Source organism: Nocardia sp. NPDC004568 (assembly GCF_040609955.1).
Classification (GTDB): domain Bacteria; phylum Actinomycetota; class Actinomycetes; order Mycobacteriales; family Mycobacteriaceae; genus Nocardia.
The window spans coordinates 1-15,013 of the sequence record NZ_JBEXLL010000109.1; the positions used below are offsets into that span (position 1 = coordinate 1).

The window sequence follows — 15,013 nt, forward strand, 5'->3', positions numbered from 1 at the left end:
CCCGACCACCACGAGGCCATGGTCTATATCGCCACCATCATGACCATGTCACGCCGACTCGCCCGAGCATGACCGAGTTCCCGGACGCCCACTTACACACACACCCGTCTTTCCGTCCTCCCCGAGTGGCGGGTGTCGCTGCCCCACTTTTGCGGGCCCTTGGGGCAGGGTTTAGCCGGACACGACGTGGGTAACGGCGCGGACACCAGTGGTGCGAACACAAGCGGTGGCTCGGATGAAGGAGAGCGTATGGCAATGACACCGTCTCGACCCGCAGAGCTCACCGCCATCCGTCCGTTCCCGGCCCGGGTCGGTCCCAAGGGTTCGGCCATCCGGAAGCTGGTGACCACGACCGACCCGAAACTGCTGGGCATCATGTACCTGGCCTCGGCGACGGCGTTCTTCCTGATCGGCGGATTGATGGCACTGCTGCTCCGCGGGGAACTGGCCCGGCCGGGTCTGCAGTTCCTGTCGCCGGAGCAGTACAACCAGCTGTTCACCCTGCACGGCACGATCATGCTGCTGTTCTATGCCACCCCGGTGGTGTTCGGCTTCGCCAACGCGGTCCTGCCGCTGCAGATCGGCGCGCCGGATGTGGCGTTCCCTCGCCTCAATGCCCTGAGCTACTGGTTGTACCTGTTCGGCGCGACCATGGCGACGGCCGGCTTCGTCACCCCGGGCGGCGCGGCGGATTTCGGCTGGACGGCCTACGTGCCGCTCAGCGACATCATGCACGCGCCGGGCGTCGGTGGCGACCTGTGGATCATGGGCCTGGCGGTGTCCGGACTGGGCACGATCCTCGGTGCGGTCAATATGCTCACCACGGTGGTGTGCCTCCGTGCCCCCGGTATGACGATGTTCCGGATGCCAATCTTCACCTGGAATATCGTGGTGACCAGCATCCTGGTGCTCTTGGCGTTCCCGATCCTCACCGCGGCGCTCATGGCGTTGGCCTACGACCGGCATCTCGGCGGTCATATCTACGAGCCCGGCGTCGGCGGTGTCCTGCTGTGGCAGCACCTGTTCTGGTTCTTCGGCCATCCCGAGGTCTACATCATCGCGCTGCCGTTCTTCGGCATCGTCTCCGAGATCTTTCCGGTGTTCAGCCGCAAACCCATCTTCGGCTACACCGCGCTGGTCTTCGCGACCATCGGCATCGGCGGCCTGTCCATGGCGGTCTGGGCCCACCACATGTACGCCACCGGCGCGGTACTGCTGCCGTTCTTCTCGTTCATGACCTTCCTCATCGCCGTGCCGACCGGCGTGAAGTTCTTCAACTGGATCGGCACCATGTGGAAGGGACAACTCACCTTCGAGACGCCGATGTTGTTCTCGGTGGGGTTCCTCGTCACCTTCCTGTTCGGTGGTCTGTCCGGTGTCATCCTGGCCAGCCCGCCCCTGGACTGGCACGTGCACGACTCCTATTTCGTGGTGGCCCACTTCCACTACGTGCTCTTCGGCACGATCGTGTTCGCCACGTTCGCCGGCATCTACTTCTGGTTCCCGAAGATGACCGGCCGGCTCATGGACGAACGCCTCGGGCGACTGCACTTCTGGACCACGTTCCTCGGCTTCCACACCACCTTCCTGGTGCAGCACTGGCTGGGCGCCGAGGGAATGCCCCGCCGCTACGCCGATTACCAGGCCGACGACGGCTTCACCGCCCTGCACACCGTGTCCACCATCGGCTCGTTCGTGCTCGGCGTCTCGATGATCACTTTCGTGTGGAACGTCTTCAAGAGCTACCGCTACGGCGAAGTGGTCACGGTGGACGACCCGTGGGGCTACGGCAACTCCCTGGAATGGGCCACCACCTGCCCGCCGCCGCGGCACAACTTCTACGAACTGCCTCCGATCCGCAGCGAGCGCCCCGCCTTCGAACTGCACTACCCGCATATGTCGGAGCGCATTCGCAGAGAGTCCCATATCGGCCGCAGCAGCCACGGCGCCGGCGCGGAATTGTCCCAACCCCCCGGGCCCACCACCGGTGGCGCTGCCTCCGCGGGATCCAACCGCTGACACCGGCTCCCGGGACACCCGGGGTGTGGGCGCGGCGGGGTACACGGGCGTTGTCGTCTGGTGGCGCGGGCGCAGGTGGTCGTGCATATTGGGGCCATGAAATACGTCTTGCTGATCTGTGACGACGAGACGTCGTCGCCGAGTCCGGCGGAGATCGCGGCGGATCCGGCGCATCGGGCGTATGCGGCGGAAGTGGATCGACGGGGGGCCCGCCGGGGTGGTGCGCGGTTGCGTCCGGTGGCGGACGCGACGACGGTCCGGGTGCGGGATGGGGAAACCCTGGTGTCCGACGGCCCGTTCGCGGAGACCAAGGATGTCATCGGCGGTATCGATATCATCGAATGTGCGGACCTGGACGAGGCCATCGAACTCGCGGCACGTCATCCCTATGCCCGGCACGGCTCGATCGAAGTGCGCCCCGTATGGGAATGACCGCGCCACCCGCGGTGGGCGCCGCGGTGGACCGGGCCTATCGCGACGAGTGGGGTCAGGTGGTGGCGACCCTCATCGGGGCCACCGGGGACTGGGATCTGGCCGAGGACTGCGCGCAGGAGGCGTTCGCCGCGGCATTGTCCACCTGGGCCCGCGACGGTGTGCCCGACCGGCCGGGCGCCTGGCTCACCACGACGGCGCGCAATCGCGCGACCGACCGGTTGCGCCGCGACACGGCCGCGAAGGCGAAGATGCGGGAGCTCGCGCTGCTGGCCCGGGATCCCGGCGAACCGGCGACGGAGGGGATTCCCGACGAGCGGCTGCGGCTGATCTTCACGTGTTGCCATCCGGCGTTGCCGTTCCCGGCCCGGGTCGCGCTCACCTTACGCACGCTGGCGGGTTTGAGCACCGCCGAGATCGCCAAGGCCTTCCTGACCGCCGAGTCCACGATGGCGCAACGCCTGGTGCGCGCCAAACGCAAGATCGTCGAGGCTGGTATCCCGTACCGGGTCCCCCCGGCGGAGCTCCTGTCGGCACGGTTGGCCGCGGTCTCGGCGGTGCTGTACCTGGTCTTCAACGAGGGCTACGGCGATGCGGACGGACAGCGCGGGCTGACGGCCGAGGGCATCCACCTCGCCCGGATACTGGTCCGGTCGCTGCCCGCCGAGCCCGAGGCCCGGGGCCTGCTGGCGCTGATGCTGTTGCTCGAGGCCCGGCGCCCGTACCGGACCGCGGACGGTGTACTCGTAGCCCTGGAGGATCAGGACCGCTCCCGGTGGGATCACGCGATGATCGCCGAGGGCGTCGGGATACTCGACGAGGCGCTGGCCGCACGACGTCCCGGGCCGTACCAGGTGCAGGCCGCGATCGCGGCCTGCCATGCCACCGCCCCCGACTCGGCAGCCACGGACTGGCCTCAGATCGCAGCGCTCTACCGTGAACTCGCGCGGCTGGCGCCCTCACCCGTGGTCGACCTCAACTATGCGGTGGCGGTCGCCCTGGCCGACGGCATCCCGGCCGGTCTCGCGCTCGTCGACGAGCTCACCGAGTCGGGCCGCCTGGAGGGCTACTACCTGCTGCCCGCCACCCGAGCCGATCTGCTGCGCCGGGACGGCCGGGCAGCGGAGGCTGCCGTGGCTTACGAGACAGCGCTCGAGCTGGCGCCGACGGACGCCGAGCGCCGCTACTTGACCGGGCGCCTCCGCGCCCTCTGACCGATGCTCCGGGCCTCCCCGGCGAAATTCTTCGTTCTTTTTTCCGCGCTGTTGTCGATCTCGCGGTCCCTGCTTCGTCGGTGGGACGAAACCACCCGATGGAGAGAGGTAAGAACCATGTCGAACACCGAGTACCTGACCGCCACCATGTCCGTGGACCGGACCCCACAGGAGGTTTTCGCGGCCGTCACCGATGTACGGGGATGGTGGAGCGAGAACATCATCGGCGCGACCGCCGCCGCGCACGACGAGTTCGTCTTCACCGACGACAGCAAGTACGCGGGCGAAACGGCCCAGGGGAAGCCGGGCATCCGCTTCGCCCGGTTCCGGCTCACCGAGGTGGTGCCGGGCACCCGGGTGGTCTGGCAGGTCGTCGATGCCGACCTCACCTTCGTCGACGACCGGACCGAGTGGACAGGTACCCGGGCCGTCTTCGACATCACCGCGACCGCGGCGGGCACGACACTGCACTTCGCGCACGAGGGTCTGACCGCCGCGGATTCCGAGTGCTTCGAGGCCTGCTCGCGCGGCTGGACCTTCTACATCACCGAAAGCCTGCCGCGGCTGATCACCACCGGTACCGGCGATCCGATCCCGAAATACCACTGCTGAAACGCCACGCGCCGCAACCGGGTCACATTGTCGGCCGGCCATCGGGTCCAGTGCACGGTGTCCGTGTGTTCCGCTCGTCCCCGGCACCGTCGTCGTAGCGCGCGCCCGTCCGATCCGCACGCACCGCGGGATGGACGGGCCCGCGAGTCCGCGGCCCGAGACGCAGGCGCCCCCGCCGTCCGGGCACATCGCCGGGGTGCGGCCAGTCGCGGTATTCCGGTCGAACGCCCGGTTCCGGCATACGCCGCATCCGGGTCGTCGCTCGGAGCGACGAATGGGTGCGGCCCGGCTCGGGTCAGCTGTCTCCGCGACCGCCCCGCCCGCTCGCGGCCGACTGCCCGAAGAAGAAACCGAGGATCAGCAGGATCATGTTCATCACGATCTCCGGGACCTGTGTATCGGTGAACATCGCGACCACCATCACGAGACTGAACCCGACCAGCAGCACCGCGCCGATGAGTACGGCGATGGGCTCACGCTGCAACAGCGACCACCGCATCCGCGCGCGGCGCTCGTTCAGGTCTCGGACCACATTCTGCAATTCGGTCTCCAATGCAGCGTCCCGCGCGTCCTCGGTCACCGAGGACTTCGCCACCACGTCCTGTGCCCGCTGGATCTGAGCCGCGACCATCTGCCGCGCCACCGGATCGTGGATCGCGGATTCGGCCACCTGCTGGATCTGGTCGAGTTCACGTCGCGCCGTGCTGTTGCGCAGCCCGGCCTGGAGTTCCTTACGGATATCGGCGAGCCGGCGCAGCATATAGCCCTCGCCGACCACGTCGGTCACGCCGTTGCTGTCGGTGATGTCGAACGGTTGCCGATTCTGCCGGGGGACGGTCTCCATCATGTTCTCCACCCGGGACAACCACGCCGCGACCTCGTCCGGTGCGGCGCCCTCGAGAGTGCGCGGGATGCCGAGTTCCTCCCTGATGTTGTTGCGGACGGCTTCGCGGTTCTCCGGCGAAACATCTCGTTCTTCCCGCGACTCTCTGCGACCCAACGCGTTCCTCCCACACTGACCCATGCTTGCCGGACCAGCGTACGGGCTCCCCGCCGACACAGGAACGGGATCCTCCCTCGCGCAACGAATCCCGGGGCGGCGGGGGCACGCACCGCACACCGCCGACGCCCGCCCGGGCGGGGTCCGCGACGACCAGCGGACCGCACACAACCACCGTTTCCGCAGCAAGAGGCCCATGCCCCGCGGCCGGGCACTCCCGGCGCACGACCGAGCCTTCACACCCGCGGCGCGCCCTCGCCACGCCGGCCGGTGGCCGAGGAAACGGGTCGCGGGGTGATTCCGGGCAGGCACCGTAGCCGTGGATCATCGCCGGTGCGCAGGATTGGCTTCGACCACAGCGGGTAGCACGACGGCCGACATCCGCTCCGCGAGTCAGAGGAGAAGCCATGGTCCAGCAAGTCTCCGACTATGTCCTGCGGCGCCTCCGCGAATGGGGGGTCGAGCAGGTCTTCGGTTATCCCGGCGACGGTATCAACGGACTGGTGGCCGCGTTCGGCCGAGCCGACAACTCACCACAGTTCGTCCAGGCCCGGCACGAGGAGATGGCGGCCTTCCAGGCGACCGGTTACGCCAAGTTCAGCGGCAAGGTGGGCGTGTGTACCGCGACCTCGGGGCCCGGTGCGATCCACCTGCTCAACGGGCTCTACGACGCCAAACTCGATCATGTTCCGGTCGTGGCGGTGGTGGGCCAGACCGCACGAAGCGCGATGGGCGGCAGCTATCAGCAGGAGGTCGACCTGCAATCGCTCTACAAGGACGTCGCCGCGGACTACCTGGTCGAGGTGAATGTCTCCAGCCAGCTGCCGAACGCGCTCGACCGGGCGTTCCGCACCGCGATCGCCCGCCGCTCCCCCACCGCGGTCATCATCCCGGCGGACCTCCAGGAGGAGCCCTACGAACCGCCACAGCACGAGTTCAAACAGGTACCGTCCAGCCCACCCGCGTCGCTGGTGACGAGTGCGGATCCGGCCGAGGACGAGATTCGGCACGCCGCCGACGTACTCAACGCCGGGTCGAAGGTCGCCATCCTGGTCGGGCAGGGCGCCCGCGCCGCCGCGGCGGAAGTGCTCGAGGTCGCCGACCTCACCGGCGCCGGCGTCGCCAAGGCCCTCCTCGGCAAAGACGTCCTACCCGACGACCTGCCGTTCGTCACGGGATCGATCGGACTCCTGGGTACCCGGCCCAGCTACGAACTCATGCGTGACTGCGACACCCTGCTGATCGTCGGTTCGAATTTCCCCTACACCCAGTTCCTGCCCGAGCTCGACCAGGCGCGAGCGGTACAGATCGACCTCGACGGCGCGATGATCGGTATGCGTTACCCCACCGAGGTCAATCTGGTCGGTGACGCGCGGACCACCCTGCGCCATCTGATCCCGCTGCTGCACCGCACAGAGGACCGCTCCTGGCGCGAGGAGGTCGAGCGCAATGTGGCCCGCTGGTGGACCACCGTGGAGCGGCAGAGCATGCTCGACGCGCACCCGATCAATCCCATGCGGGTGGTGTGGGAACTGTCCGAGCGGATTCCCGGCAACGCCATCGTGACCGCGGATTCCGGGTCCTCCACCAACTGGTACGCCCGCTGCCTGCGCTTCCGCGATCAGATGCGCGGATCGCTGTCGGGCACCCTCGCCACTATGGGCCCCGGCGTCCCGTATGCCATCGGCGCGAAGTTCGCCCATCCCGATCGCCCCGCGATCGCCCTGGTCGGCGACGGCGCCATGCAGATGAACGGGCTGGCCGAGCTCATGACCATCGCGCGGTATCAGCATCTGTGGCAGGACCGCCGGCTGATCGTCTGCGTCTTCCACAACAACGATCTCAATCAGGTCACCTGGGAGCTGCGCGCCATGGGAGGCGCACCGAAGTTCGAGGAATCGCAGAGCCTTCCCGATGTCTCCTATGCCGAGATGGCGCGGGCGATGGGCATCGAGGCGATCGCGGTCGAGAAGCCGGACGCCCTCGGTGGCGCCTGGGATTACGCCCTCGCCGCGGACGGCCCGGTGCTACTCGACGTCCGCTGCGACCCCGAGGTACCGCCGATTCCCCCGCATGCCAGCTACGAGCAGATGAAGGATATGGCTGCCGCGGTCCTGCGGGGCGACCCGGACGCCTGGCGTCTGATGGTGCAGGGCGCCAAGACCAAGGCGCAGGAGTTCCGGCCCTGACCGGCGGAACGCGCCGGTGCCGACCACTCTTCTCCCGACCGCACTGCCGTCAGGCCCAGGCGTGAGCCCCTGGGCTCGGTGACAGGGGCGACATGAGCCGTCCCCAGAACTCGTGCCGGATCGCGTCCCAGAGCCCGGCCAGTTCCGGATGGAGTTCGCGCGCTTTCACGAGGTCCGGATAGCCGCCGGAGGGGAAGCGGACCACCGGGGAGGCATCGGAGAGTTTCTCGACGACGACAATGGCGATGGCGTGATCGCGCAGCATGCGCCAGGTGGCGCGGAGCCCGTCGACTTCGGTTCTGCACAGACAGTCCCGCGGCGACGCACCGTCGGAAAATCCGATCTGCTCGGCGGTCAGCGCGGGGCCGAGGGGTGATTCCGGACCGCGACGATGCTGCCTGTGCGGGTCCTCGACACAGCGAGTCGCGTATTCGTGCATTCGTTCCTTCTCCCGATCGTCCCTGACGGTGGTGGCGCCCGAGGCGGCGCTGTCGACTAATCTAATACCTATGAACCCATAGTTCAATGGCCCAGGCGCCCCGGAGCGTAGATCTATGTCAAAGGACCGGCAGTGGGACTTCCTTGACTCCATAGTTCATATTTCAAGTTCGTGGTCCTAGAATCGATGCACATACCGCGCACCGGAGGAGTCGCGTTGTCTCAGCAGGAACGCGCGGGCCTGACCGCGCTGAGCGCTGTTCTGTCGCCACTGGAGGGCAGTGGTCCGAAGACCGAGGCCGTGGTCCAGCGGCTCTCCGCGGCGATCAGCCTCGGAGTGATGGTGGACGGCCAGCAGTTGCCGAGCGAATTGACCCTCGCCGAGCAGCTGGGTGTATCGACAATGACGCTGCGAGAGGCCCTGGCCGTGCTCCGGCAGCAGGGGATCGTCCGGACCAAGCGGGGACGCGGGGGCGGGAGTTTCATCTGCGCGTCCGCGGAGGCCCTGGAGCACACCGCGTCGGCACGGTTGCAGCAGATGAGTCTGGCGGAATTGCGCGACCTCGGCGACGCGCAGTTCGCGATCGCCGGTGCGGCCGCGGTGTTCGCCGCCCGCCGCGGCGGGCGGGCCGATGTGGCCCGGCTCCACACCCTGACCGACCGGTTGCGCACCAGCACCGAACCGGTCGCGGCCCGGCGGGCCGACAGTCGCTTCCACATCGAGATGGCCGTGTGCGCGCAGTCCACCCGACTGACCCGGGCCCAGGTAGACCTCCAGGCCGAACTCTCCGCGCTGGTGTGGCTGCCGCGACTGGAGCTGGATCCGGCCGCCGAGGCCTCCGTCCACGCCGATCTGGTACGCGCCATCGAACGTGAGGATGATGCCGAGGCCCGGGAGCTGGCAGAATCGCATAGTGAATCCCGCATCCGTCGGCTCGTCGCCCTACGTATGGAGCTCAGTGATCGATGACGGACAATCCCAGACCGCCGACCGTCGAATCGCTCGCATCCGTGGTGGCCGAGCTGGCCGAGCAGATCTATTCGTCGCTGACGACGATCGGGACCACGCTGACCCGCGTCTGGGATGCCGCCGGCGAGCGCCGATCGGCTCCCCGCTCGACCGATCTGGCGCCGCTGCGCGAACCCATCGTCGGTGAGCTGGAGCGGGTCGGCGACCTGTTCGACGGGGCCGGCGTGGTCATCGCCGACCGAGCGCTCGCCGATCGGCCCCGGTTTCTGGAGTGGTGGCAGATGCATCCGGGACCCGAACCCCACCGGCTCGACCCCGAGCTGAACCCGCAGAGCGAATACTTCTACGACTACACCCAGATGGACTGGTATGTGATCCCGCGGGACGAGCGGCGCCGCTGGGTGCACGGGCCCTATATCGATTTCGCGTGTACCGACCAATATGTGTGCACATTCGCGGTTCCGGTCACCACCGCGCCGGGACAGTTCCTCGGCATCGCCGGCGCCGATGTGCCGGTCGGCGCGATGCAGGAGATCCTGCTCCCCCGTTTCCGGGCCTCGGTTGCCGCCCTGGTGCTCGTCAACGACGAGGGCCGCGTCATCCTCGCCACCGATCCCGGGCTTCCCCCGGGATCCAAGACCCGCAGCGCCGGCCGGATCGGCAGCGGGGTGCCGATCCCTACGCTGCCCTGGTCGCTGTGCCGACTGGAGGACACCACACCGTAGTGAGCCGCCCACCGTCCGGTACCACGGCGGTGACCGGCGCCTCGCGGGTAGCCGTCACCACTCGTTCAGATATTCCAGCAGCTCCTCGTGCAGCACGCCGTTCGACGCGGCCGCGCTGCCGCCGAGGGGGCTCGGGTTACCGTCGAGACCGGTGAAGATCCCTCCTGCCTCGGTGACTATGACGGCGCCGGCGGCCATATCCCCCGGCGAGAGCGCAGGGTCGGCACAGACGTCGACCGCGCCCTCGGCGACCATCATGTAGGACCAGAAGTCGCCGTAGGCGCGCGTGCGCCAGACCGCGCGGGACAGGCGCAGCAGGCCGTTGAGCCGGCCCTGCTCCTCCCAGCCGGTGAGGGTGGAGTAGGCGAAGGACGCGTCCGGCAGCTTCGACACCCGCGACACACGCAGGCGCGACGCCGAGGAAAGACTACGACCGCTGAAGGCGCCGTGGCCCCGCACGGCCCACCAGCGGCGGCCGAGCGCCGGCGCGGAGACGACGCCGACGACGGGCCGATATTCGCCTCCGGAGACCTCCAGCAGGGAGATCTGGGTGGCCCACACCGGGACACCGCGCGCGTAGTTCTCGAGGCCGTCGATGGCATCGACCACCCAGCACCGGGGCCCCGTTCCGTCCAGGCCCTGCCCCGCACCGAGGACCGCGTCGCGCGGGCGCGCACGCTGGAGCTGACCACGAACGAGCTTCTCCACCTCGACCTGGGTATCGCGGCACCGGGACATGTCCGGCTTGGTCTCGATATCGAGGTCCAGGTCCTTGGAGCGGGCCGTACTCGCCGCGTCGGCGGTGTCCACGAGCACATGGGCGAAGCGGAGGTCGTCGAGGTGGTCCTGCATGGAACGAAGCTATCCGCAGTACCCGGACAGTGCCACCGGGCCTCGCCCGCCACGGCCGGCGCACCCCGGCCGGAGGGCTACCTCCGATGCGCCCCGACCTCGCGAAGTTCAGCGACCGAGCCGCTTCGAACACTCGGCCATCTCCTCGATCACCAGGTCCATGGTCGTGGCCCGGCGCGACGCCGACAGCAGGATCCGATCGGCGCCCAGTCCGCGGGCCCGGTCGAGCTCCGCCTCGTCTACGCGCCGCACCGTGGCGCCGAGCACCAACGAGATCTCCGCTGGGTCCCGCCCGGCCCGGGCAGCCGCGGTACGCATCGCGCCGATCGCCGTATCCAGTTCTTCACCGGCCGATCCCAACGGCTGGAACCCGTCGCCCAATCTGCCGGCGCGCCGCGCGGCCGCGGCACTGTGACCCCCGATGTAGAGCGGAACACCGGCTTCGCGCAGCGGTTTGGGCCAGCTGTGCGCACCGGTGAACGAGAAGTACTCGCCGGCGAAGTCCACACCGTCACGTCCGGCCCACAGCGCGCGCATCACCGCGATGGCCTCGTCGGCGATCCTGCCGCGACGATCGAACCGTCCACCGCACGCCTCGACCTCCTCCCGCATCCATCCGAGACCGAGGCAGACACGCAGCCGCCCACCGGAGAGCCGGTCGAGTGTCGCCAGCCGTTTGGCCAGCACCACCGGATTGTGGTTGGGCAGCACCAGGACACCGGTGGACAGGCCGAGTGTCGTGGTCGCGCCGGCGACGAACGACAGCAGTTCCAGCGGGTCCGGGATATCGCAGTCGTCGGGCAGCGGTGATCTCCCGGTCGGCGAGTAGGGATACACACTGCCGGTATCCGCGACGACCACCGAATGCTCCACGGCCGAGATCTCGTCGAACCCGAGGGATTCGGCGGCCCGGGCGAAGCGCAGGATCTGCTCCGGTTCGCCACTCGACCCCAGTTCGACCGGGATCACCACCCCGAGCTTCATACCCTGTCTCCTTCGTGTACACCGGCGCGCGCGACGCGCCGCGGGTCTCCCGGGAACCGCGTCATGGACGGTTCTCTCCCGGCTCCGGTAGGAATCTCGCGCGGCCGTGGGTGTGGAATTCGCGTTCGAGCGCCCGCGCGTCCGCTTCGGTCAGCGGTACGTACTTCGGCATCCCGCGGCCCACCCGGTGGAACACCGGTTCGTCCCCCCGCCACACCTGCGCCTGTAATTCCCTTTTGAGCACCTTGTTCGACCCGGTGACCGGCAACCTCGCCGACACCCGGACGAACCGGGGTGCCGCCTTGGTGCCGAGATCGTCCTGACCGGCCAGGAACGCCGCGAACTCGTCCGGATCGAAGCCGGAGACGTCGGCGACCTCGATCGCGGCCATCACCTGATCGCCGGAACGCGGGTCGGGCACCGCGTACACACCGGTCGCGATGATCTTCGGATGCCGCCGCAGAATCCGCTCGATCAGCAGCGCCGAGATGTTCTCCCCGTCCACCCGGATCCAATCGCCCCGCCGGCCGGCGAAGTAGAGGAAGCCGGCTTCGTCGACATAGCCGAGATCACCGGTCCAGTACCAGCCGTGCCGGATACGTTCGGCCACCGCGGCCTCGTTCTTGTAGTAGCCCTCGAAACGTTTCGCGCCGCCTTTGTCGACCATCTCGCCGATGGCCTGGTCCGGGTTGAGCACCCGGCCGTGCCGGTCGAGTTCCGCCCGGGCGCATTCCCGCCGGGTCTCCGGGTGCACCACGACGATGTCGTCGTGGGCCGGGCGGCCCAGCGCGCCCGCGGGTGTGTCCGGGTCGGCCTTCACCGACCCCGCGCCCTCCGACGATCCGTAACCCTCCATCAGTTCGGCCCCGAATCGGCGCGCGAACTCCACCCGGTCCTCCGGCGAAGCCTCGGTGCCGAACCCGCGGACGAGGGTGTTGTCGATATCGTCGGGCCGCTCCGGAGTGGCCATCAGGTAACTCAACGCCTTGCCCACATAGGTGAAGAACGTGGCGCCGAAAAACCGCACATCCGGCAGGAATCCCGAGGCGGAGAATTTCGGTGTCAGGCAGACGGTCGCTCCGTTGGCCAGGGCGGGCGCCCACAGCGCCATCAGCGCGTTGCCGTGGAACAGCGGCATACAGCAGTAGTCGACGTCGGCGCGCACGTGGCCGTATTTCTCGATATTCGCGTACGCGAGTCGTGCCAACCGGCCCTGGCTGCAGCGCACCGCCTTCGACGTACCGGTGGTCCCGGAGGTGAACAACAGCAGGAACAGCGCCGATTCGTCCACCGCCGGGCCCGCGACGGGCTGCTCGACCCGGTGCGCGGCCACCCGGTCGCGATAGGAGGGTGCGTCGACGAGGAGAAAACGGCCCTCGTCGAGCCCCAGGTCGAGGTCACCGATCCGCGCCATGCCCGCGGCATCGGTGACGATCAATTGGCAGTCGACATAGCGGATCTCGGCCTCGAGTTCGGCGCCACGCCGGGTCGGGTTGATGCCGACGATCACCGCCCCGGCCAGTGCCGCGCCGCCGAGCCAGAACAGGAACTCGGGAGTGTTCTCGAGCAACACGCCGATATGGAACGGACCGTCGACGCGCAGCGAGGTGGCCAATGCGCCCCGGGCCGCGCTCTCGCGCACCGTCTCGTCCCAGGTCCAGTCCTGTTCCCGGGTGCGCACACCCGGGTGCGCGTCGCCGAGCCGATCGAGCAGCATCTCCGCTATGGTCGCGCGTTCCAACTCGGCTCCTGTCCTCGTACCGTCTGCCGCCCGGCCCGGTAACCGTTCGCCGGCATCCCCCGACGCTAACCATCTCGGCGCCCGGTGCGTCGGTACGGTCTCGGCCAGTGGAAGGATGCCGCGCGCTCGCGGTGATCCGTGAGATCTTCTCCGCATGGACCTCGAGCACACGATCACCCGGCTGGCCGCGATCGAGGCGATCAGAGACCTGATCTCCGCCTACTCGCATCTGATCGACCGGGGAGCGCTCGACGAGGTGGCGGAGCTGTTCGCGGACGCGGTGTACGGCCGGTGCGACGGCGCGGGCGTTCCGATCGGCGAACCCGTCGTCGCGGACGCGCGGGCCGTACTGGCGGCCAACCGGCGATTCATCAAGATGCACGGCGATCCGCCGTCCCCGCGGACCAAGCACCTCACCACGAACATCCGGATCGCGATCGCGGACAGCAACACCGAGGCGACCGCGCTGTCGTACGTGACCGTAGTGCAAGCAGCCGGCGAGCTACCGCTGCAACCCATCCTCACCGGCCGCTACTTCGACGAGTTCGCCGACAGGGCCGGGGGCTGGCGGTTCACCCGGCGACTGTTCTGCATCGACCACACCGGCGACCTCAGTGAGCACGCCCGACGCGCGCCGTGACCGATCTCGCCCACCGGGCGACGGCGCGACCCGGTGATCGCGGGGCGAGGCGGCTCCGGGGCCGGGACAGGACCACCGGGCGCTAGATTAGCCGCCCAGGGCGGCGCAACTTGGCCCGCCCCACGTTTTGGACGGGAAATGTCGGCCCGGAAGCGGGTTGCGCAGTCGACCTGTTGTGGCAGTTAATGGGTGTTTCAGGACCCGCTGGGAAGCACAAGATATTGACGAGTCCACGATTTCGAGTCCGCCCGGTAGTAGAGCCGGGTTGTGTTCGATCCGGGTTCAGTTGATGTCGCTGGCCACAGGGTGGTGGGTGTGGCCGCAGCGGGTTGCGTACTCGACCGGCGTCAGGTAGCCCAGCGCGGAGTGACGATGCCGTTGGTTGCGTTCGTCCTTGAAGTCGCCGATCACGGCACGGGCTTCGAGCAGGCTCGTCCAGTGGTTGCGGTTGAGGCATTCTGCCCGCAGCCGCCGGTCGAACGATTCGATATAACCGTTGTTCCACGGCGTGCCCGGCGGAATGTAGCTGATACCCACAATCGGCACAGAACTGTTGCAGTGCATGGGAGATCATCTCGGCCCCGTTGTCCGTGCACAACACGATCGGCGGGCCCCCGCGCCCGGCGAAAACCTTCTCCAGCTCGGTCACGAGCCGCTCGGCAGTGATCGAGCGTTCCACCAGGTGCAGCAGCGACTCGCGAGTATGCTCATCGATCATCGACGCGATCTTCACCGCCTTGCCGTCGACGGTCGCGGCCCGTCCCCAGTGAATGAGACCGGCTGGTATTAGAGTCCTGTTGGCCCGTGGAGGGCTGGAAGGGACGGTGAGAGATATGGCCGGCCGGAAGCGGCATTCCGCGGAGGACATCGTGCGTAAGCTGCGCCGCGCCGATGAGTTGGCCGCGGAGGGCAAGACCGGTGAGCTGATCGCGGCCGAACTCGGGGTGTCGGCGGCGCCGCTCTATAACTGGCGCCGCCAGTTCGGTGGTATGGACACCGACGCCGCGAAGGAGCTCAAGGAGCTGCGGGAGCAGAACGCCCGGTTGAAGCGGCTGCTGGCTGATGCCGAGCTGGAGAAGGATGCGTTGAGGGAGATCGCGAAGGACGCTCCTATAGATGTCAAGTCGCCGGTGGTGGTGGGCGGAGGTCGGCGCGCAGAGCTTGGAACACTTCGCGGGCGAGGTATCGCTTGAGGCA

Annotated in this window: 15 protein-coding genes and 1 pseudogene; 9 read left to right on the plus strand and 7 right to left on the minus strand. The window is 68.2% G+C overall.

What is annotated here, in order from left to right; all coding sequences use genetic code 11:
• Nucleotides 1–249: 249 nt before the first annotated feature.
• From ctaD to ABZV91_RS30180, 4 genes are all read left to right on the plus strand, one after another.
• On the plus strand, nt 250–2,019 hold the full coding sequence (gene ctaD / locus ABZV91_RS30165) for a cytochrome c oxidase subunit I (protein ID WP_355249041.1): 1,770 nt from the start codon (nt 250–252) through the stop codon (nt 2,017–2,019).
• 96 nt (nt 2,020–2,115) lie between these two features.
• Nucleotides 2,116–2,451 carry a YciI family protein gene (locus tag ABZV91_RS30170; RefSeq protein ID WP_355249043.1) on the plus strand — a complete coding sequence of 112 codons (336 nt, stop codon included), beginning with the start codon at nt 2,116–2,118 and terminating at the stop codon, nt 2,449–2,451.
• Entirely contained in the window at nt 2,448–3,665 is a 1,218-nt protein-coding gene (locus tag ABZV91_RS30175) for a sigma-70 family RNA polymerase sigma factor (protein WP_355249046.1), read from the plus strand. The genes ABZV91_RS30170 and ABZV91_RS30175 overlap by 4 nt, the downstream gene beginning before the upstream one ends.
• Nucleotides 3,666–3,782: 117 nt before the next feature.
• Nucleotides 3,783–4,277 carry an SRPBCC domain-containing protein gene (locus tag ABZV91_RS30180; protein ID WP_355249049.1) on the plus strand — a complete coding sequence of 165 codons (495 nt, stop codon included), beginning with the start codon at nt 3,783–3,785 and terminating at the stop codon, nt 4,275–4,277.
• Between the two features lie 295 nt (nt 4,278–4,572).
• On the opposite strand, the gene ABZV91_RS30185 is transcribed toward ABZV91_RS30180, so the two are convergent.
• Nucleotides 4,573–5,277 carry a hypothetical protein gene (locus tag ABZV91_RS30185; RefSeq protein WP_355249052.1) on the minus strand — a complete coding sequence of 235 codons (705 nt, stop codon included), beginning with the start codon at nt 5,275–5,277 and terminating at the stop codon, nt 4,573–4,575.
• A 407-nt stretch (nt 5,278–5,684) separates the two neighbouring features.
• On the opposite strand from ABZV91_RS30185, the gene ABZV91_RS30190 reads away from it, so the two are divergent.
• Nucleotides 5,685–7,466 carry a thiamine pyrophosphate-requiring protein gene (locus tag ABZV91_RS30190; protein WP_355249054.1) on the plus strand — a complete coding sequence of 594 codons (1,782 nt, stop codon included), beginning with the start codon at nt 5,685–5,687 and terminating at the stop codon, nt 7,464–7,466.
• 49 nt (nt 7,467–7,515) lie between these two features.
• Here the strand turns inward: ABZV91_RS30190 and ABZV91_RS30195 are convergent, their stop codons facing one another.
• Nucleotides 7,516–7,905, minus strand: coding sequence for a hypothetical protein (locus tag ABZV91_RS30195; protein WP_355249057.1), 390 nt, complete (start codon nt 7,903–7,905; stop codon nt 7,516–7,518).
• A 216-nt stretch (nt 7,906–8,121) separates the two neighbouring features.
• On the opposite strand from ABZV91_RS30195, the gene ABZV91_RS30200 reads away from it, so the two are divergent.
• Nucleotides 8,122–8,874, plus strand: coding sequence for a GntR family transcriptional regulator (locus ABZV91_RS30200; RefSeq protein ID WP_355249060.1), 753 nt, complete (start codon nt 8,122–8,124; stop codon nt 8,872–8,874).
• Entirely contained in the window at nt 8,871–9,599 is a 729-nt protein-coding gene (locus tag ABZV91_RS30205; RefSeq protein ID WP_355249063.1) for a cache domain-containing protein, read from the plus strand. Before ABZV91_RS30200 ends, ABZV91_RS30205 begins: the two co-directional genes overlap by 4 nt.
• Before the next feature lie 54 nt (nt 9,600–9,653).
• Here ABZV91_RS30205 and ABZV91_RS30210 read toward each other — a convergent pair whose 3' ends face one another.
• From ABZV91_RS30210 to ABZV91_RS30220, 3 genes are all read right to left on the minus strand, one after another.
• Nucleotides 9,654–10,451 carry an inositol monophosphatase family protein gene (locus ABZV91_RS30210; protein ID WP_355249066.1) on the minus strand — a complete coding sequence of 266 codons (798 nt, stop codon included), beginning with the start codon at nt 10,449–10,451 and terminating at the stop codon, nt 9,654–9,656.
• A 108-nt stretch (nt 10,452–10,559) separates the two neighbouring features.
• Entirely contained in the window at nt 10,560–11,435 is an 876-nt protein-coding gene (locus tag ABZV91_RS30215; RefSeq protein WP_355249069.1) for an LLM class F420-dependent oxidoreductase, read from the minus strand.
• Between the two features lie 61 nt (nt 11,436–11,496).
• Nucleotides 11,497–13,152, minus strand: coding sequence for an AMP-binding protein (locus ABZV91_RS30220; RefSeq protein ID WP_355249081.1), 1,656 nt, complete (start codon nt 13,150–13,152; stop codon nt 11,497–11,499).
• A gap of 178 nt (nt 13,153–13,330) precedes the next feature.
• On the opposite strand from ABZV91_RS30220, the gene ABZV91_RS30225 reads away from it, so the two are divergent.
• The gene (locus tag ABZV91_RS30225) at nt 13,331–13,816 is read left to right on the plus strand and encodes a nuclear transport factor 2 family protein (RefSeq protein WP_355249072.1); all 486 of its coding nucleotides are present in this window, start codon (nt 13,331–13,333) and stop codon (nt 13,814–13,816) included.
• A 282-nt stretch (nt 13,817–14,098) separates the two neighbouring features.
• On the opposite strand, the gene ABZV91_RS30230 is transcribed toward ABZV91_RS30225, so the two are convergent.
• Both ABZV91_RS30230 and ABZV91_RS30235 read right to left on the minus strand, forming a co-directional pair.
• Nucleotides 14,099–14,380 (minus strand): transposase, encoded by a 282-nt coding sequence (locus tag ABZV91_RS30230; protein WP_355249075.1) that lies wholly within the window; start codon nt 14,378–14,380, stop codon nt 14,099–14,101.
• A gap of 22 nt (nt 14,381–14,402) precedes the next feature.
• Nucleotides 14,403–14,684 (minus strand): annotated as a pseudogene (locus ABZV91_RS30235) (hypothetical protein); the annotation flags it as partial.
• Between ABZV91_RS30235 and ABZV91_RS30240 the strand changes: the two are divergent.
• Nucleotides 14,650–15,009: a transposase gene (locus tag ABZV91_RS30240; RefSeq protein ID WP_355249078.1), complete on the plus strand. Its 360-nt coding sequence runs from the start codon at nt 14,650–14,652 to the stop codon at nt 15,007–15,009. The pseudogene ABZV91_RS30235 and the gene ABZV91_RS30240 sit on opposite strands and share 35 nt — an antisense overlap.
• The last annotated feature ends 4 nt before the right edge of the window (nt 15,010–15,013 follow it).